Consider the following 18,693-nt stretch of genomic DNA (forward strand, 5'->3'; position numbering starts at 1 on the left):
CTAGATAGATTAAAGCTGGCTGGACAACAGTTTACTATTTTTGAAATTCAGAGACTGTCTCCGTTAGGATACGGACATATACACATTTTGGAAAGATATTCGTTCAGCGTCTCGGATGATATTGAATAAGGTAGATTACGCCCATTGCTACACAAACCCCAACAATGGCTGCTACTACCAAGGGTACCTCCAATATGAAAAACTCGAGTTCCTTAGCGTACAGGAAATCGAGTTTTTTTACATTCAAGTCCCTAGCATGGGTTTTATGACATTTGTTCCGGTACCCCCAAAAGAATACATGCGGGTGTGGCGACGTTTGCCACTGCTCGAAGTTCCTTATCCAGAAACAAATTCGGAACTTAAACTTATTCTGAGCAAATGAAAATTTACATCAAATTTGATCATTCAATTGCATTAATCATACTGATATGATCCGCACTAGACCTTGTTCCTACAATTCATCTTCAGTGTCAGCACCCTCCGCTATTTCACGGGATATGAACTGCATGAACTTCGTGAAGTAGCGCTCGGATGCTTCCCAGCGTGTGGAGTTTATATAAGAAATGTTCTCGCGCCCGTACTGGTTAGGAGGCTGATAGTGCTGGGAAACCAATTTTTCATTGCCTAACGTATAGAAATAGAAGGCTCCATCGGGAGTCTGAATTTCAATTCGGGCATCCAGCTTGTCCCCATCCTCGTCCGAATGTGCCTGCCGAAAACGATAGTATTTGGAGCCATCCCAGAACCCGTCGTTTTCCTCTCCTGCCGGATCCAATGCCTGAATCGTGGGGTGCTGCAAAATTCCCTCCAAGTAACGCCTGTCAACGCCCGGCAAATACAGCTCAGCTACATTGACGCAGGTTAGCAACATGATCCAGTAGTAGGTAATATCCGACAACTGCTCCTGTGGCTCATCGGTAATGTCCTCCCATACCGCTCCTTCATCCGCCGTTTTTCTTTGCAGACTAACGGCATGGTCTTCTTCAAGATAAATAAAATAGTGGTTATGGTCATCCTTAATGTAGATGCCAGGGTTCAGTTTGCCCTTCTCCGCATCAACATGCTCCCGATTAACTTTGAGGTAGACACCTTGCTCCTCAAAATCATAATAGTGCTTGTCATCCAGCACCAAAACAGACCGGGTCAGTTTCATTATATTGTCTTCATTGAGCGTGTTATCGATAACGTATAGCTGAACAGGCCTTTTTCTCTGGAGAGCCTCATTCAAATTTTTTAATGCGGGGCGACCTTCTTTAAGAATGGAAATAAGCATGCCGAAAGAAAAACCAACCTCATCGTCATCTTCGACTAACAGATTTCCCTCGATGTAGATTTCCTGACCGCCCACCGCCATGTTTTTAGCAGTCAGATCCCCCATTACCATAAGCCCTATGGCGCCATCCGTATCTGCATTGTAGAGGTTGTCCACCGTAAGATTCCCGTCAATGAAAATAAGCGTTGTCTCCTGCTGCTGTGGAAACGGCTTCTCCCAATCTAGATCGAGGGAAGACAATGTTAGATTCCCGTTATAGTAAGCCGCAATACGATTTTCGGTAAAATCTTGATAGAATCGTGCCCACCAGGAGTCCTCGGGAAACTTTAACATTAAAAAACAAGATTAACTCCGTTGCCGTCACTTATGATACGGTTCACTTTCGTGACTGTGGGCTCTTCCCATGTAGACAAGTAATTATTGACCACATACCCTTCTACTCGAGAGCATAGTAGGTAAAGATAGTAAAAAAGGAGGGATGACATGTGGATCAAGAAAAAGTAACCATCAAGATTAACGACAATGGATCAATTCGTGTTGTTACTGGTGCGGTTGAATTGCTGGATGGAGCAGGTGACAAGTATGAAGTCGGTTCATCTTTTTCACTCTGTAGATGCGGGCAATCCGAGAAGAAACCGTTCTGTGATGGCACGCATAAACAAGTAGGTTTTGAAAGTGCACCACGAGCAAAATCATGATTTGAAAGAGCGCAGATGCGCTCTTTTTCACATATCAATCGCTTTTTATGTAAATTTGTTTCCTCATTAAAATGTTGGTATAATTTTGAAGAATGTTACTGGAAAGGTTTTGATTACATGCTGTACTTTTTAAGTTTTGTGGTCGCTTTGTTTCTCGTAAGCTTTTTTAATACACTGCGACAAGTCATACATAACCCGAATCAATATCTCACTTCTGCGGCCATCACTGCATTTTTAGGAGCGGTCTTATTTTTCTGTATTGTCCAGATTATCTAAAACTCCGCAAGCGAAAGTGGGCCTATCTCATGAAAAAGACCCCCATCTGGTTTACTGTTGTTTCCATGATGGTTATCGTTCTCGCAATCGCTACACTGATAACGAGTGCCCAATTTTTACGAATAGCAACGATGCTGGGCTTAGCCATTATCATGGCAGCACTAGGTACTTTTGAGAGGAAGAAAAAACATAAGATCGCGTACCTGTTCTTTTTTGTAGCTGCGCTCCAAGTTCTCGTTTTGATTGACGGGATTTATTTTTTATACCTTAGATAACGACGAACTATTATTCGTTCGGTTATGCCTGAAAAAGTAAGGAGTGCACAACCATGTATGCACAAGTTGTACGATTTGATCAATTTGGCGAACCCCATAAAGTATTGAAGGTTGAACAGCGGCTGATTGAACCTCTCAAGCAAGATGAAATATTGGTGAAAATGAGCGCACGTCCGATTAATCCTTCTGACCTTATCCCGATTCGTGGTGCCTACAGACATCGCATCAACCTTCCCGCTATTCCTGGGTATGAGGGCGTAGGTACCGTTATTGATACAGGTCCTTTTGCTCCCCGCTCTCTTATCGGGAAACGTGTTCTGCCTTTGCGCGGTGAGGGTACTTGGCAAGAATACGTAAAAACGACAGCCGAGCTAGCCATTGAGGTTCCCGATTCGATCCAAGATGATACCGCCAGTCGGTTGTACATAAACCCCATCACTGCATGGGTCATCTGCAAAGAGACGCTTCAACTGTCTTCACATCAGGTTTTGTTAGTCAATGCAGCCAACTCAGCGATTGGCCGCTTGTTTATTCAGCTATCCGCTCTTTTCGGTTTTAGGGTGATCGCCATCGTCCGAAACGCAAGATATACCGAGGAGCTGATGCAGCTTGGAGCATGGCATGTCATCGACAGTTCACGTGTGTCTATCTATGATGCCATCATGAGTGTAACGAACGGACAAGGTGCTCATGCGTCTATTGATTCAATTGGCGGTCCAGAAGGTTTAGAGCTGGCGCTGTCTACACGTACCGGCGGGATTTTCTTGTCTTTAGGGCTTTTATCGGGAGTTCAAGTAGATTGGTCGATCATCTCGAAAGAGCTTGGCGTTCTCCCTCAATTGTTTTTATTACGCCACTGGAATCAACGCGTATCCGTGTCTACCTGGCACGAAACGTTTGAGAAAATCATCGAGCTCGTACAGAATGGGAAGCTCATTTTGGCAGAGCCTGGAGAGAAATTTGCTTTGCATGATGTTAGAGAGGCAGTCCAATTTGCGGAGAGCCGTCATCGTACAGGGAAAATCATCTTGGTGTAATCGCTTGGGAGCTTTTCTACGAGCAAAACAAATGACACCGAAGCCAAAAATGAACGTTTTCTCACCCTTTTTGGCTTCGTTAAAACATAGGAGGTCCTATGGCGAAACATGAAAAGATGTTTCTTAAAAATTATGAATCAAAAGCATCTGAATATCTGAACGATAAAGAAAAAGCATCTAATCTCTTAAAGAAAGCAATAAAAAAAGCAGATAAAAAAACAATCGGAGATGCTTGGGATAATTTACAGTTACTTTTTGGTATTTTCGGTGATTGGACCAGCGGAAAGTACCGAGCAATCCCTGTTAAATCCATACTGATGATTATTGGCGGGATCTTGTACTTTGTTTCACCCATAGACGCAATCACAGATTTTATTCCTGTTGCTGGTTTACTAGATGACGCAACAATCATTGGATTGGTGTTTCGACAAGTGAGCAGCGACCTTACTCTATACAAAGAGTGGAAGCAAAAAGATTTTTTACAGGAATAGGAAAATCCCATTCCATAGATGGTAGGAGAGTCTCTGTTCTCTCCTATTTTATGTTCTCCGAATCATTTTAGTAGAGCGAGGTGCTTTAATGACAGTACACGAGTATTTACAGCATACATTTCCGACGTTAGTGCTTAGGCCACCTTTATTTTATAGCTGGGATATTGGAATCCGTTTTGAACTAGGCGTGAACTATGATCACCGCAACGTTTATGAAAATTGCCCCTATTTACACGGGGTTTATACGCGAGCGATAACTTTATTTAAGACTTTACATTCACCTAACGATGACATCTATATCGTAGTGGACGTAAACGATTATGGAGACGGTGGGGCTTTCAAACGTAAATTGAATGTCTTTTCCAAGTATGTGAAGAAAAAATCACTTTTGTATAAGCTCCAACATCATACAATTCCTTATGTCTTTCCAGAAGACGATGAGGATCAAGCCTATCGAACGCATCGATTCGCTTTGAAGTGTAAAACATCCGACCTTGCATTTGTTCCCATGATAAAAGCAATCTGCCGTCAGGATATGGGATTAAAACCGCGTATTTTTCATCGGATATACTTTATCAATACCAGCAAACATACAATCTTTCGTATCTATGACGATCGAGGCTGTGATTTATTAGCCACTTCTCCTGAAACAATCAGAGGTATTTATGACAGCTATGATCAGTGGATATTAGACTATGACAGAGCCAAGATCGATCAGGTATTTTCGTAAATAGAATCATCAGTTAAGGCAACACATTTCCGGCAGCGCGATAGATGTCATACCACTCTTCTCGCGTCAAGCGAATATGTGCTGCTTTCACGCAGTCTTTCATGCGGTCGATATTCGTCGTACCAATGACAGGTTGCATGTTCGCCGGGTGTCGTAGTAGCCAAGCAATGGCGATTGTGGTGTTAGTTACTTCATATCTAGCTGCAATTTCATCGATTTTCTTGTTCAACTCGGGAAATTTCTCGTTCCCAAGGAAAGATCCTTCGAAAAATCCATGCTGGAACGGTGACCAAGGCTGAATCGTAATATTATGCAGCCTGCAAAAGTCGAGTACGCTGCCATCTCGGTTCACAGCCGAGTTGTTCTCCATATTGACGTTGAAGCCTTGCGAGATCATGGTCGCGTTCATAATGCTGAGCTGCAACTGGTTAGCGGCGATTGGTTGCTTCAAATATTTGTTTAACAGTTGGATCTGCATCGGATTTTGATTGGAGACGCCAAAGTGGCGTACTTTACCCGCGCTTTCCAGAAGATCGAAAGCTTCCGCTACTTCTTCCGGTTCGACAAGAGTGTCTGGACGATGCAACAGCAATACATCCAAATATTCAGTTTTTAAGCGTTTCAAAATGCCCTCCACTGCATTCACAATATACTCTTTGGAAAAATCGAACATGCCGGGCCGGATGCCACATTTCGATTGCAATAGGATACGCTCGCGAACGCTAGGACTCATCTGAATCGCTTCTGCAAATACTTCCTCACATCTGCCTTTTCCATAAATATCAGCATGGTCGAAGAAGTTCGCCCCTTGTTCAAGCGCTGACTGTACGAAGCGCTCCGCTTGCAGCTTGTCTAGTGACCCAATCCTCATGCAACCGATTGCGATGACCGGTACTTCTAACTTGCTCGTGCCGAGTTGTATCGTTCTCATGTCGATCCTCCGGTTCTTTTAATGGAATGTACGATAATACCTGAATGTCATTTTTTTCATTTTGTCATGGATGAACAATCGTTTCAATACCGTGGCTCGGAATGGATGAGGAATAGAAAAATGAACAAACAAAAAGTCCTTACCAAATTACCATGGAAGGACTCTTTGCTTGGTGTAACTTCCCTGTACACCAATGATTCTTCTATTTTCGGTAGTAATATTTCGCCCATTCGTTAATGATTTGTTGTTCCGTCTTCGCCTTCACCCGAGGTAAATCGCTTGTCTCCCAATCTCGAATGGCATCCCGATATGACTTGTAAAACCAGAAATCATTGATAATCCATGAGCAAAAAATTTTCCGATACATGCATCCAGTATGAATTCCAGACCTGTATCTTCTTACAGCCTTACTTGCTAACCGTTTTGCGAACTTTTTTGCTGGCCCACTCTTATCCTTTACAACCGAGAACTTCTTATAGCTTCTACTCATCACTAACCTCCTTTTTGGGAAGTTAATGACCGTAGTTCATCTCCTTCATTGCATACCCTCCTTCGGGTTTATCTACATGAAAATACTCACGAACGACTTAAAAGTTTCGCTTCCAAGCGTGTTTTTCTACAATTATTACCACAAAAAAAAGAAAAGCCTTTTTTCCTCAAAGACTTTTCTTCCATTTCGTATGGAGCGGGTGATGGGAATCGAACCCACGCCGCAGGCTTGGGAAGCCGGAGTTCTGCCATTGAACTACACCCGCAATATGTTGTCGCATTCCATTCCAACCGTTTCCAATTATATAACTATCTGAATAATTTGTCTAGCACCTCCAATCGAATGAAACCGTGTCAACTAAGCAAGAAAAGACCGCCAGGAATCATCCCCGTTCGGTCTTCTCTGATCGGTTTGACATCAGGCATGCGCAAACGTTTGCTGTGAAATAATTCGCCCACTCTCCATTTTCACTACCTGGTCAGCAAGGTGAAAGTAGCGATCGTCATGTGTGATCGCAATTACACATTTGCCCTGTCTTTTCATTTCTGGCAGCAATGATTCGTAAAAGAATTGACGATACTCTGGATCTTGGTCCGCTGCCCACTCGTCAAAGAGGAAAATGGGCCGGTCTCTTACCAGACTGAGCATTAAGGCAAGACGCTTTCGCTGACCCGTAGACAGCTTCGTCGTGCTAAACGTCCCCGTTTGGTCCACTGCTACTTTGTCAGCGATGCGAAGCACCTCTAAATATTTGCTCACTTCTTCTTGCTTCGCTTGGTAATCGATTCCGTACATCTTCTCAAACAAGTAGAAATCACTAAAGATAGCAGAGAAGAATTCGCAGCGTTGATCAGCATTCACTTTTTGTCCGTTCATGAAAAACTCGCCCTCATCCTGCTCGTACAATCCGGTAATCAGTTTGGCAAACGTTGACTTCCCGCTTCCGTTACCGCCAACAATAAAGACGGTCTCCCCTTTTCGGCAGGAAAAGTCCAGGGGCCCCACGGAAAACTCTTCACCCTCATTGTTTTTGTATCGGAACTGCACCTGTTCAGTTGAAAACGTCTCAAAGTCTTGCGTTTTCCACTCAGCCAAACTTTCCTCTTCTCTTCTCGTTTCCACTGATAACGATTCAAGCAATGCATTCAGTCGTTGCCAGCTGATCTTGATGCGAATCAGCTCCGGTACCGCATTCAAAATACCGTGAACGGGCCCTGTCATATACAGAAAGACAAACACATAACTAACTAGCATCTCTTTTTGAAGAGAAGGGAAGAGAATCGGGAATAAAAAGGCAACCGTACCGATCACCACGACGAATAGCAATTCCCCTATCAAATACACGTTCACAAATTTAAATTGGCCTGCTGATTTCTTTTCTCGATAGTCAGCGCAGCTTCTTTCCATGTGTTCTTCGAATTCTTTTCTTTGCGCCTGGGTGAGATACAGCTCCTTGAAGCCCCCGATCATATCGGTAATATAGGAGAAAAACACATTTTGGATGTCTCTCGTTTCCTCCCATACTTTGTTTGCAAAGCGACCTGCCAGCGTGTATAGTCCCACAGCCACAAAGATAACAGCCAAGCAAAACAAAAATCCGTATAGATCCAGCGAGCCAAGGTAAATGAAGCAAAACACGAGCGTAACCGCACTGGTTAACGCCACGACGACACTATTGGCAAACGTACTAATGGTTTCTGTATCATTATTCAAACCCGCATATATTTGACCGTTATCGATTGTCTCGTACTTTTGATAAGGTGTCCTGAAAATTTTGCGAATCAGTTCCATTCTTTTTCCGTAAACCACTTCATTCGTGATCACAATCAGTCGACTACGCATCATTTTCTCCCCAACGATATACAGCAAAATACCCAGGAGAAAATACAAGAAAATGGATGCATGAAACTTGTTCGTAGAAGTGAGCGCAAGATTAATCATAAAAATAATCAGCGCATTTCCAAACCCGCTGATAAGTCCCTGGATGACAATAGACGTCATGGATGTTTCTTTTGATTTCGGAAACAAACGGATCAACGTGATATAGACATTAAACAGAGCTAGAGCTGTCACCAATGCGTACATGGCGTAAAAAATGCTGATTGGAAGCCATACCTCGATGAAATGCCACGGCAACCCCATAAAAAAAACATCTGGCAAATAGTACAAGGCGGCTGTCAATACACTTCCCATGAGAACAAAAGCAACAAAAGATGCAAAACAGATGCGCCCTGCATTCGAGGCAAGTTTTCGTTCGCCTCGAAAGAATTGGACCAAAATCTGCACGATTGCCCCACTTAGTAACACCAAAAGGATACCAAGGATCACGAGAGAAATGCTTGCCAGACGATCTGCTTGAAGATTGGTGTCAGACACGACCTCTGGAACTTCTTTTCCTTGTACGAGATTGACTGCCCCTTCTGCGATAACGAATGCGTTCAAAGAGTTTGTATTGGTCAAAACGACAGCTCCCAGCTTTTCCTCTGGGCGAAACACCATGTACGAAGAATAAGCAGGGTTGTTGCCGCCGTGCGAAATTTGCCCGCCACCATCCTGATAAATCATCCAGCCTGACGCATACGAGGAACCGTCTGCAGCAGGAGCTACTGATCTGTCAGGAAGATGTGAGGCGCGCACCAATTCTGCTCGAAATGCAGAAGTCTCAACTCCTAGCTGAATCTGCAACCATCGTTCCATATCGTTCAGGTTGGATACGACATAACCAGCTGGCGTGTTTCCACGATAATCCGGCGCATCGTACACTTTTTGGAAAAAAAAGCTGACCTTGTGCCCTCTTGCCATATCCTCCTTGGGTGCCTGTGCCTCCAAAAAGGTATGGGTTAGTCCCAATTTTGCAATGACTTGTTGCTGTACATACTGCTCAAATGATTCTCCGGTGACTTTTTCAACAATATAGCCAAGTATGTCATAGTTAAAAGTGGCATACTCATACTCTGTTCCCGGCTTACGAACCAGTTCTGTATGATTGAGCGCTCGAACTGTTTCTTCGATTGCCTGCTCGCTAGAAGATATAGGTATGGAGCCAATACTTTCAAACGGAAACCCACTGGTATGGTACAGCAAATGCTTGATCAGGATTGTCTCCGGTTGTCCTTTATATGTAACAGTAAACCACGGTATAAAGCTCTGAACAGGATCATCCAGAGAAAGACGTTTTTGCTCGACCAACTGATGAATGGCTAGCGCCGTAAAGGCTTTGGAGTTCGATCCAATTTCAAACAACGAGTTAGCCGTTATCGGTTCTTGCTTGTCGATGTCGGAAAATCCAAGCGATTGCTTGTAAACGGTTTTCCCCTCTTTGACGACAACAACGGCTGCACCCGGGATTTTTTCCGACTCCATTGTTTTTTTGACCAGTTGTTCGATTGCCGTTGCGATTTCGGTATCTTTTTGATCGCTATTCTCGGCGTAAACGGGCATGCTCCATTGAAGTACGAGAACCAGACACATCAGCAAGAAGGCTAGTTTTCGTTTCGACTCATCTATAATTTTTTGCAGAATGATCCTCTCCTTTTTGGCACTGCTACTGTGAGGTAGACCGCATTTGATAGAAACCGTGGCGAATCAGACTCGCCACGGTTTCTATTACGCATCGCACATATACACGGGTTTCGAGTAGAGGCGCAAGGATTCTCTCCATTTTTTTACCAAACGCTCCCACTGTTCAAGCTCGATTTGCTCCTGTTTCAATAGGCTAATCGGAATACACAAGTTTAATAGACGCCCGTCGATTTCAAAACGGGTGACACCCGCAGGCAGAACATGCCCATCCGATACGATACGCTCCAAGTCCGCCAGACTGATTAGCGGGAAACGTATCAAGGCGGTTCCTACTTCCGGCCAATCGATTATCCCTGTAGGCAGACGTTGTACGGTGTGGCTATAGTTGTAACTATCGACTAACTGACGCCAAAGCGTCATTCGCCACATATCATCCTGCCGATTTTCATTGGGATACAAATATAAGCGCTCTTTGTTCCCTTTCTTCATTTCCGCGATAGGCTTTTCCCGTAAACGCTCTGTTTCCCACCGAAACACAGAATCTTGCTCCACTGTTTGCAACCACGCAGCGACAGGTACAATATGATCCCACATGTCTAAGTGAAAATCCGCATGATCAACAACTTGAATGGGAATGTGTTTGCATCCGAGCGCTTGAAGAGCAAACGTCCGATGTGCACCATCGATGATCAAATACTGTCCGTTTTGCATGAGAATAGCCAGCGGTGGATGGCGTAAAATCCCTTCCTCATCAATAATCTGTCTGGTCTTAAGAAGTCGCTTGTTTTCATGTGACTCGTGCAAACAAATACGAGATGACTCTACCAGTTTTAGATTTGCCAGCACATCGTACAAAATGGTAACCTCCAGTTAGTCTTGCAAGTGAGTCCCGCTCCCCTGCGAGAGTGCTTGTTTGTAATAATAAGCAGCAATGGCGATATCAAAAATCGCCATCCCCATCGGATTAAACATGATGGGCTCATCTTGCGGAAATTCTTTCATCTGATCCAGGCAGACGATATCTGTGATGGATTTTGTATCTTCTTTTTGCAGCCCTCTCTCTAGATGCATAATCTCGATGTCCGTGTTCTCGCGGCAGACCTCAGTCCAGTCGTCTACGATAATAGAGCGGGTATAGTCTAGAATCTTTGGAGTAAAATCACGTAACGACACATTTAACAATAAGGAATTGCGTTTCGGCTGCTTGTCAATAAAACCATGTGGTGAGACCGTGCACGTAATGAACACATCTGCCTCGCAATAAGCTTCTTCCCACGTCTCGGCGATGACGGTTTTTTCTTTGATCTCTGCCGGAACATGCTCCATCTGGATGCCAGCAATGTCATAGAGAACAACCTTGGAAATCTTGTCTCCTAACAAGTCGGTTACCATTTGTAGGTGAAGTCTGCCTATCGGACCAAATCCGATGATTCCCACCGTGATATTTTGCAGAGGACGTACTTGTTCGTAATGCTTGATGAGTAGACCGGATACAGACGCTGTTCGAATGCCACTGACGAGGGCCGTATTAATTGTTGCCACAGGCTTGCCCGTTTTGGCCTCATTTAGGATGGTAATCGAATGCGCGCGTTGGATACCCTCTTGGAGGTTTTTCGGGAAACTCGCAATCCACTTGATTCCTGCCATATAGATGTCTCCGCCGACAAATGCGGGCATGGCAATAATGCGGTTTGCCATGTCATGAAACCGCAAATAAGGTTTAATCGGTTGTGCATAATCTTCCTTATTCAATGAATGAACAGTATGTTCAATGACATCAATCGTTTCCTTCCAATTCTTGCCGATCTTTTCAATATCACTCGTGTTTAGATATAACATCATACAGCCCACCCTGCTTATCGTAGTTAATTTTATTGGTCACCACTTAATTGCCAACGAAAGAATGCTTTTGCTGGCTCAGCCACTTCACCCATTCCTGGTTGTATACGGTATTTACGTATGGCATACCACCGTCAGGACATAAAAAGACTACATTTGGCTTTCCTGCGCACTCTCGATTTTTGAAGTAGCTTTCAATAGCCCTATAGGAAGTACCCGAAGAACCTCCCGCAAAAATACCATGCTCCGCATACAACTGATAGCAAGCCTTGACTGTGTCTTCTTCCGACACATGAACGACCTCATCAATGATCGCATCTTTGAGTATGTCAGGCCGCATGCTCGACCCGATTCCCGGGATATATCGTTTTTGCGGCTCTTGTCCAAAGATTACCGATCCTTCTGTATCGACAGCAATAATTTTGATAGCCGGAAACCGCTCTTTTAATCGCTTCGAAATTCCCGTTATCGTGCCGCCAGAACTCACGCCGATAAAAGCATAGTCCAAATCTTCAAAGCTGTTAGCAATCTCTGTTCCTAGTCCAAAGTAATGAGCACGAGCACTATCTGGATTTCCATATTGATTGGTCCAAAACGAATTCTTCGTCTCGTTCAGCAGACGATTGACCGTTTGGATGCGCGTTAGGAGAAATCCTCCTGTCTCGTCACGATCCGATACTTTTACTACTTCATGGGAAATTAGCCTGAGCAAATTCTCATATACAGGATTAATATTTGGGTCAATAACCGGAATAAATTTAATGCCGATTCTCTTGCACAATGTCGCCAAAGAGATCGCAAAGTTCCCCGAAGAAGACTCGATTACGGTAGTTTCCTGCGTGATCTCTCCTCTTTTGATCGCCTCCTGTAAAATGTAAAAGGCCGGCCTCACTTTCACACTTCCCATGAGGTTGTTGTATTCCAGCTTGCAAAACAGATTGATGTGCTCATGCTCAAGTTTGATTAAAGGCGTATTGCCAATCATGTGACTTATGGACATCATTTTATTTAGCATGTTGAGCCCTCACTCCCGATTTTTCCCGTCTTCGTCTGATCGACCGTATGCATCCTGGACCTTCGATTAGGCAGACTTTGCATCCATTTTTTGCTGGATGTAACCTGCCAATGTTTTCATATCTTGAAAGTTTTCCAAATGGAGCATGTCATCATCGAATTCAATGCCAAACTCTTTTTCAACCTTTACGACCGACTTGATGAAGGTCAAGGAATCAATGTACTCCGTAAGTTCTCCGCCTTCGTTCACGTATTCAGAAAACAACTGAAGGAGCGTCTCGTAAACTTCTTTTTCCCTTTCCATATGAGTCCCTCCAAGTGGTAGATACTTACACTACAACGCCAACCCGTTCCAGTACTTCTCTTGTTTTGGCGACCGCCTCGAATTCCTGCGTTTGTATACTCCTGACTTTTTGCAGAACGCGATGAACCATGTCACTGCGATTACTGTCAAAAGCCTTAAGAATCATATTGGTCGTAATTTTCCATTGATGTCCGATACTCTGATACGCCTCGGCAAGATCTGCAAAGTTCTCGTACTTCTCACTGATTGCATGCAGGACATTGGCATACATCGTTCGAGTTTGTGCCATGCTGATCAAGCTGTGGTTAAGGATATCAAGATGATCATCTGAAATCTCCACTCCACTAGCGAGAAAAGTCTCTACATCTTCGAGAAAAGCGTCAAGGGATTGTAGACCCACCTCGACGTTGACATCATCGGGTACATCCAAGTCCTGCTTGATTTGACTTATTTCCAAACGACCCTCGAGTACGCACAGATTGCTCCTGACCGCTTCCAGCAACTGATCGGGCGTCGGGTGAAGGGAATCTGAAAGGATCAATTCAAATGATCGATTGTGCAGTGGATACCATTCGCCTGTGCCTGCATCCCGATAGGAAGAGTTACTGGCCTGCAAAAATTGCTCGATGGGCAACATACCTTTGTAGCGGTAGTAATCATCGACAATCTGAAGCTGGTTATCTTCTCTTCCGGTGACAATGATGCTATGCATTTCAGGGAGGTCCTGATAATAAGGGTTGTACGGGAGTTCTGCCATATTGCAGAGGACGATTGTCGGTACCTCCCGTTCCAATCGTTCTTGAATATTTGCCCAAAATATGTCGTCTTCCGGTTCAGCCCGTCCTTCTACGCGAACATTGTGAATCCAGTGCAGTTCTGCAACTGTTCTCATGTATTGTCCGTTCAAATCACCATAGGGAGCATTCTCTGTCTTTAGATAGATGGCTCCGCACTGCTTCCAGGCTGTTTCCAAGGCGGAAAAGTTCAGGTATTTCAGAACCGTGTAGATAGAAGCGCCGATGCAATCCAGGTTCGCGTGCTTGCTAGGTTGAATCTCGTTGAGAGACATGAGTTCTCTCCTTCCTGTCTATCGTATTGGTAAACACATGCGACTATCGGATATCCGAATCACGTTCTCGCAAGGCAAACACTTGTTGCAGAAATTGACTAGTGAGAGACCTCAACTTATCGACAGCAGCTTCTATGTCGGATCGCTTCAACATTTTTTCTTTGTATAAGCTAAGTGCATAGCGATTCACCACGTTATTAGATGTCTGCAAAATGTCCTCCGCCAGTTCGCGTACAGACTGATCCGCCTGTGGAATGTACCCGTCCAATAATGTTTCCATCCACAGTTCTTTCCCGCCCAATTGAACGTACAGCTCGTTAAGATTGGCTTGATCAAAATAGGTGTCTGGCTGCTCAGTAAGTGACAGCAACAGCGTATGCTCACGACCAACTTGCTGTTTACTCTCGATCTCTTTTAATAGACGCAGCATCTCCTGCTCGGCGCTTTTACGCAATATTGCTTCGTCATCTGTAACGCGATCGAGCACCATGATCAGCCGGGAATGCGGCTCTATATTTGCATAGATCTCCTCAAGCGTTTGGTACGTTGTGGAAAATTTATCGTACTGGATTCGTTGAGCTTGACCTCGCGTCAAATGATTGTGATTGATGATCGTATAAACCTGCTTGTCATGGTCATAGCCAGTGATGACGGTGAGATGATCGGTATGTTCCTTCTGGTATTGCGGCGTGTAAAAGGTATAGTATTCGTCAAACGCGACCATTACTGGCTTACCTTGATCCAATTGGCGAATAATCGACTCATGCAATTCATCCAGACGAGCGACAGGCACGAGTTTGACCCGATAACCAAATTTGTAAAGCATCTCCTCGTCCGACAAATATCCCATAACCTCAGCATGCTCCCGATACGAATAGGGGTACCCCTCTGCATCAAGCTGATAGCCACGCTTCAACCCGAGAAAAAGTTTAAAATACGGAATTAGATGGGCATCCTGCTCCTCCATTAATAAAGCGAGACCCCTATCATAACAATTCCATTGACGCCAGGATAAATGACTGACATCGGCATACGTGGTGCGTTTGATTTGCGTACCGTGCACTGGTTTCGTGTTTCGTTGTTGAACAGTTTGGGCTGCAGTAGCAGTAGCAGCTGCCTCTGCTTTCGCAACCTGCTCTTCTTCATTCCGAGCCGCATCCAGATAGGCAGCAAACTCGGAAATGGTCAAATGAGTAAGCAGGTCTTTTACTTCTACTTCTCTGTTCATCCGCTTAGAGATTTCGCTGATCACTCTAATCGCGATGATCGAGTCCCCACCCAGATCGTAAAAATTGTCATAGACATCTATTTCTTCAAGCCCCAGAACATATCCCCAAATGTGAGCCAGCTCTTGCTCTAAAACAGTGTAGGTATCGTGTTTCCTCCCACGTACCAACACGGTTGGCAGCTTAGCGTCCCCAGATTTTTGCGGTGTTTCATTGTCGTTTTCTCTCCCGGCATCTTTGCTACGAGAAGGAAGCGAAGAGATGTCCAGCCAGCAGCGCTTGCTCTCAAACGGATAAACAGGGAGGTGCACACGGCGTGGCTTTATAAATGTATATAAGGCACTCCAACGCACGTCAGCCCCGCTTACATACAATTCTCCAAGCTCTTTTAGATCAGATAACTCTTTGTTTTGCGCCAACAAAAGTTTTTGCAAAAGAGCATTGGCCGCCTTATTCATCGCTTGTTGTTCTGCCTCTGCCAGTATCCCTGGCTCTCTATCTGCCTTTTCATGGGAGATAACCTTGTGCCAGCCAAAGAAAATATCTGGTTCAGAAAGTGTTGTCCAATCGCTCGCGCACAGCTTGTTGATTTTTGTGGAAAAATCATCCATGTCCCTACAAATAAGGAGCAAGCGGTAGCCGTAGTGACTACGCCCCGTATTCGCCGTAAAGCTGAGACTTTCCAATGTTGGTAGTTCCTCCACAGGCTTGCCGGTCCACTTCTGAAAGCGGAGCAACAGGTTAAGTAAGCTCTCTTTGCTTTTAGCGGATAAAGCGATAGCCTGAAACCCTTCGTCTTGCTTGGGAGGCTGTATGAATCCCGGTGCCTCTTCTACTACGAGGTGCACATTGGTTCCGCTCATCCCAAAGGAACTGATTCCAGCCCGTCGCACGCTTTGCTCTGGTTCCCATTCTGTCAATGTGTCATGGATGTAGATGGGAGATTGTTCAAAAGGAATCATCCGATTAGCGCGCTGAAAGTGTAAATGTGGTGGTATCTGCTTTTGTTTAAGAGACAGGATCACCTTGAAAAGACCAGCCATGCCCGCTACGTGATCCGTGTGACCGATGTTCGTCTTTACAGAGCCGATCCCACAAAATTGGCGCCGATTTGTGTATGGGCGAAAGGCTCTCTCCAGTCCGTCCATCTCCATAGGATCACCAAGCTTGGTGCCTATACTGTGCACCTCGATATAGGAAAGGGTTTCGGGGTCAATTTGCGCGTCTTTCCATGCCTGCTGAATAACTTCGGCTTGTGCCAACGAATTCGGGGCCGTAAGCCCGAAAGAATGACCGTCTTGATTGGCGGCGCTTCCCTTGATCACGGCATAAATCGAATCCCCGTCTGCAAGAGCCTTTGTCAGCGGTTTGAGCAAAACGGCGCCAACCCCTTCACCGACACCCGTACCGTCTGAATCATTGTCAAAAGGGCGCGTACGCCCAGATTGTGATAGAATCCCCAAATCATTGCTGCCATCTTGTAAAGACAGCAAGATGAGCTTGACACCGCCTGCCAGCGCCATCTCACACTCTCCTCGACGAATCGCTTGGCATGCCAGATGAACAGCCATCAACGACGAGGAGCAAGAGGTATCCACAAGCATGCTCGGACCTTTGAGATCAAGCATGTAGGAGATGCGAGAAGCGATCACCGATTTCATATTGCCAATGATTGAGGTTGACAACGCTTCTGGTTCCAGCTCCCGAATCATTCGTCTATACTCTTCACCAAAATCGCTACTAAACCCCAGATATACACCAGTACGGCTGCCCGCGAGCATTGTCCCACCATATCCGGCGTCCTCAATCGCCTCCCAGCATGTCAGCAGGAATAGGCGCTGATTCGGATCCATCTGGCTGGCTTCCTTAGGAGAAAGGCCGAAAAATTGCGGGTCGAACTTATCAATTTCATTCAGGTAGGCAGCTTCTCGAAATTGAATTTGCTCCATCGTCAACCCTTTGGCTAGTAACAATGGAATCAAATCGTTCTGGCGCTCTTTGGGAAGCTCTCGCACACAATCTTGACCAGCTTGCAACAGACGCCAAAAATCTGTCAGGTTTTCTGCGCTTCCGAATCGGCAAGCAGCACCAATCACTGCAATATCGTGTTGATTGGATTTGCTTTCTGTTGAATGAGCATCCGTCTGCTGTTTATTTAATTTGACTCGGTTCAGTCCTAATGGCTTGCTCACTGAGTTCTTCCTCCTTGGGACCTCTGCTCACCTGATTCGACTTAACTTGCTTGCCATTCATTGCCGATCTCAGGAAATCGCTGTTGCACGTCCGTTTTGCTGGTTAGCTGTTCAAAGCGCATGGCTTGTTCCGTGTCAGGAGCCTTTTTTGTTTGCAAGATCAAACGAAGCAGAGAAATAGCTTCCTGTACATCCCTATAGCCACCCTCTTTTTCTCCTTCTTCCAGCTGTTGCCTCAGTCGTTGAAGAGCTTGATAGGGAGCGATCACCCCTTGCTGGTAATCTTCTTCATCGAGACCACGGTTTTTGGTGCAAACGGCAATCGCGATGCAAGAATCGACCAGTTGGGCAATTGCTGTATGATTACGGATCGTGGCATCCTGACGCTCTTGATGATAACGATTAATCTCGCCCTGCTTGTCAAAGGCAAAGGCACGAAGGGGATATCCTTTGGCCAAATTGGTTAGCACATTTTTCGGACCGAGCTCAATTACAGTGTTTACTCCCTGTTTTACCAAATAGTCCATTGTAGATTGCCAGCGCACAGGGCTAGTTGTCTGCGCAGTGAGCAAATCGACAAGTTGATCAGCACGGACATAAGGCTCTGCTGTCACATTGGAAATCACTGGCCATTTGGGATCGCAGTACGTGTATCGCTTCAGTTCCTCATTTAATTGTTCTGCGGCTTGCACCATGAGTGGCGAATGAAAAGGCGCGCTCACTTTGAGACTGACAACAGAAGTCGAGCCATGCTGCTTGCACGCTTCTTCTACTTCCCGCACCGCATGTGCATGACCGGAGATGACGATCTGATCGCCGGAGTTATGGTTGGCGACCACGACGATCGCATCGCCACGAGAATGTGCCCGACAAATCTCCTCGACAAGTTGAGCATTCAACCCGAAGATTGCTGACATGGCTCCGACACCCTGCGGCGTTGCCGCCTGCATAAACTGACCTCGCCGATAGACAAGGCGGACGGCATCTGCAAACTGGATGGCACCGGCACAAGTCAGGGCTGTAAATTCGCCCAGACTGTGACCGGCCACCCACGTCGGTTCGATGCCGATTTCCTGTGAATAAACGCGGAAGGCTGCGACACTTGCCGTCAGGATTGCCGGCTGTGCGTGCTCTGTTTTGGTCAGTTCTTGTACATCCCCTGCAAAACAAAGCGTTTGCAGGTTAAATCCAAGCGCATCACTTGCTTCTTCAAAGGTGCGAGCGGCAATGGGATGGGCCTCACATAATGCTTGGCCCATTCCGACATATTGCGAACCTTGTCCCGGGAATAAGAGTGCGAGTCTGTCCATTTTTAATCACCCTTCT

Annotated in this window: 16 protein-coding genes and 1 tRNA gene; 5 read left to right on the forward strand and 12 right to left on the reverse strand. The window is 45.3% G+C overall.

Annotated elements, in window-relative coordinates; genetic code table 11:
* Positions 1 to 451: 451 nt before the first annotated feature.
* A complete protein-coding gene (locus ACFYU8_RS04860; protein WP_390295300.1) occupies positions 452 to 1,513 on the reverse strand; it encodes a hypothetical protein in 1,062 nt (353 codons plus the stop codon).
* A gap of 245 nt (positions 1,514 to 1,758) precedes the next feature.
* Between ACFYU8_RS04860 and ACFYU8_RS04865 the strand changes: the two genes are divergently transcribed.
* The 5 genes from ACFYU8_RS04865 to ACFYU8_RS04885 all read left to right on the forward strand — a co-directional run bounded on the left by ACFYU8_RS04865 (position 1,759) and on the right by ACFYU8_RS04885 (position 4,780).
* On the forward strand, positions 1,759 to 1,971 hold the full coding sequence (locus ACFYU8_RS04865) for a CDGSH iron-sulfur domain-containing protein (RefSeq protein WP_390295298.1): 213 nt from the start codon (positions 1,759 to 1,761) through the stop codon (positions 1,969 to 1,971).
* A gap of 305 nt (positions 1,972 to 2,276) precedes the next feature.
* Positions 2,277 to 2,522 carry a hypothetical protein gene (locus tag ACFYU8_RS04870; RefSeq protein ID WP_390295296.1) on the forward strand — a complete coding sequence of 82 codons (246 nt, stop codon included), beginning with the start codon at positions 2,277 to 2,279 and terminating at the stop codon, positions 2,520 to 2,522.
* A gap of 53 nt (positions 2,523 to 2,575) precedes the next feature.
* Positions 2,576 to 3,559, forward strand: coding sequence for a zinc-dependent alcohol dehydrogenase family protein (locus ACFYU8_RS04875; protein WP_390295294.1), 984 nt, complete (start codon positions 2,576 to 2,578; stop codon positions 3,557 to 3,559).
* Between the two features lie 98 nt (positions 3,560 to 3,657).
* Positions 3,658 to 4,050: a YkvA family protein gene (locus ACFYU8_RS04880; protein ID WP_390295292.1), complete on the forward strand. Its 393-nt coding sequence runs from the start codon at positions 3,658 to 3,660 to the stop codon at positions 4,048 to 4,050.
* 88 nt (positions 4,051 to 4,138) lie between these two features.
* Positions 4,139 to 4,780 carry a DUF3885 domain-containing protein gene (locus ACFYU8_RS04885; RefSeq protein WP_390295290.1) on the forward strand — a complete coding sequence of 214 codons (642 nt, stop codon included), beginning with the start codon at positions 4,139 to 4,141 and terminating at the stop codon, positions 4,778 to 4,780.
* A gap of 13 nt (positions 4,781 to 4,793) precedes the next feature.
* Here the strand turns inward: ACFYU8_RS04885 and ACFYU8_RS04890 are convergent, their stop codons facing one another.
* The 11 genes from ACFYU8_RS04890 to fabD all read right to left on the reverse strand — a co-directional run bounded on the left by ACFYU8_RS04890 (position 4,794) and on the right by fabD (position 18,677).
* Entirely contained in the window at positions 4,794 to 5,711 is a 918-nt protein-coding gene (locus ACFYU8_RS04890; RefSeq protein ID WP_390295287.1) for an aldo/keto reductase, read from the reverse strand.
* Between the two features lie 202 nt (positions 5,712 to 5,913).
* Positions 5,914 to 6,201, reverse strand: a complete 288-nt coding sequence (locus ACFYU8_RS04895) for a hypothetical protein (RefSeq protein ID WP_390295285.1) — start codon at positions 6,199 to 6,201, stop codon at positions 5,914 to 5,916.
* Between the two features lie 191 nt (positions 6,202 to 6,392).
* Positions 6,393 to 6,466: transfer RNA gene (locus tag ACFYU8_RS04900), tRNA-Gly, on the reverse strand.
* Positions 6,467 to 6,618: 152 nt separating this feature from the next.
* Positions 6,619 to 9,678, reverse strand: a complete 3,060-nt coding sequence (edeA, locus tag ACFYU8_RS04905) for a cyclic peptide edeine export ABC transporter EdeA (protein ID WP_390295283.1) — start codon at positions 9,676 to 9,678, stop codon at positions 6,619 to 6,621.
* A gap of 129 nt (positions 9,679 to 9,807) precedes the next feature.
* A complete protein-coding gene (locus ACFYU8_RS04910; RefSeq protein WP_390297259.1) occupies positions 9,808 to 10,569 on the reverse strand; it encodes a ParB N-terminal domain-containing protein in 762 nt (253 codons plus the stop codon).
* 24 nt (positions 10,570 to 10,593) lie between these two features.
* Positions 10,594 to 11,562 carry a 2,3-diaminopropionate biosynthesis protein SbnB gene (sbnB, locus tag ACFYU8_RS04915; protein ID WP_390297256.1) on the reverse strand — a complete coding sequence of 323 codons (969 nt, stop codon included), beginning with the start codon at positions 11,560 to 11,562 and terminating at the stop codon, positions 10,594 to 10,596.
* A 46-nt stretch (positions 11,563 to 11,608) separates the two neighbouring features.
* Positions 11,609 to 12,577 carry a 2,3-diaminopropionate biosynthesis protein SbnA gene (gene sbnA, locus ACFYU8_RS04920; RefSeq protein ID WP_390295281.1) on the reverse strand — a complete coding sequence of 323 codons (969 nt, stop codon included), beginning with the start codon at positions 12,575 to 12,577 and terminating at the stop codon, positions 11,609 to 11,611.
* A gap of 66 nt (positions 12,578 to 12,643) precedes the next feature.
* A complete protein-coding gene (locus ACFYU8_RS04925; protein WP_390295279.1) occupies positions 12,644 to 12,880 on the reverse strand; it encodes a phosphopantetheine-binding protein in 237 nt (78 codons plus the stop codon).
* 25 nt (positions 12,881 to 12,905) lie between these two features.
* On the reverse strand, positions 12,906 to 13,949 hold the full coding sequence (locus tag ACFYU8_RS04930) for a BtrH N-terminal domain-containing protein (RefSeq protein WP_390295277.1): 1,044 nt from the start codon (positions 13,947 to 13,949) through the stop codon (positions 12,906 to 12,908).
* 43 nt (positions 13,950 to 13,992) lie between these two features.
* Positions 13,993 to 17,367: a beta-ketoacyl synthase N-terminal-like domain-containing protein gene (locus ACFYU8_RS04935; protein WP_390295275.1), complete on the reverse strand. Its 3,375-nt coding sequence runs from the start codon at positions 17,365 to 17,367 to the stop codon at positions 13,993 to 13,995.
* Positions 17,368 to 17,408: 41 nt separating this feature from the next.
* On the reverse strand, positions 17,409 to 18,677 hold the full coding sequence (gene fabD / locus ACFYU8_RS04940) for an ACP S-malonyltransferase (protein ID WP_390295273.1): 1,269 nt from the start codon (positions 18,675 to 18,677) through the stop codon (positions 17,409 to 17,411).
* Between the last annotated feature and the right edge of the window lie 16 nt (positions 18,678 to 18,693).

The sequence above is a fragment of the Brevibacillus sp. NPDC003359 genome, from assembly GCF_042878995.1.
Classification (GTDB): Bacteria; Bacillota; Bacilli; order Brevibacillales; family Brevibacillaceae; genus Brevibacillus.

What these genes read in the sequence shown, in the direction of transcription:
- ACFYU8_RS04885 (WP_390295290.1), top strand. Translation starts at nt 4,139, where the DNA reads ATGACAGTACACGAGTATTTACAGCATACATTTCCGACGTTAGTGCTT.
- fabD (WP_390295273.1), bottom strand. Translation starts at nt 18,677, where the DNA reads ATGGACAGACTCGCACTCTTATTCCCGGGACAAGGTTCGCAATATGTC.
- ACFYU8_RS04895 (WP_390295285.1), bottom strand. Translation starts at nt 6,201, where the DNA reads ATGAGTAGAAGCTATAAGAAGTTCTCGGTTGTAAAGGATAAGAGTGGG.
- sbnA (WP_390295281.1), bottom strand. Translation starts at nt 12,577, where the DNA reads ATGCTAAATAAAATGATGTCCATAAGTCACATGATTGGCAATACGCCT.
- ACFYU8_RS04870 (WP_390295296.1), top strand. Translation starts at nt 2,277, where the DNA reads ATGAAAAAGACCCCCATCTGGTTTACTGTTGTTTCCATGATGGTTATC.
- ACFYU8_RS04890 (WP_390295287.1), bottom strand. Translation starts at nt 5,711, where the DNA reads ATGAGAACGATACAACTCGGCACGAGCAAGTTAGAAGTACCGGTCATC.
- ACFYU8_RS04930 (WP_390295277.1), bottom strand. Translation starts at nt 13,949, where the DNA reads ATGTCTCTCAACGAGATTCAACCTAGCAAGCACGCGAACCTGGATTGC.
- sbnB (WP_390297256.1), bottom strand. Translation starts at nt 11,562, where the DNA reads ATGTTATATCTAAACACGAGTGATATTGAAAAGATCGGCAAGAATTGG.
- ACFYU8_RS04875 (WP_390295294.1), top strand. Translation starts at nt 2,576, where the DNA reads ATGTATGCACAAGTTGTACGATTTGATCAATTTGGCGAACCCCATAAA.
- ACFYU8_RS04880 (WP_390295292.1), top strand. Translation starts at nt 3,658, where the DNA reads ATGGCGAAACATGAAAAGATGTTTCTTAAAAATTATGAATCAAAAGCA.
- ACFYU8_RS04925 (WP_390295279.1), bottom strand. Translation starts at nt 12,880, where the DNA reads ATGGAAAGGGAAAAAGAAGTTTACGAGACGCTCCTTCAGTTGTTTTCT.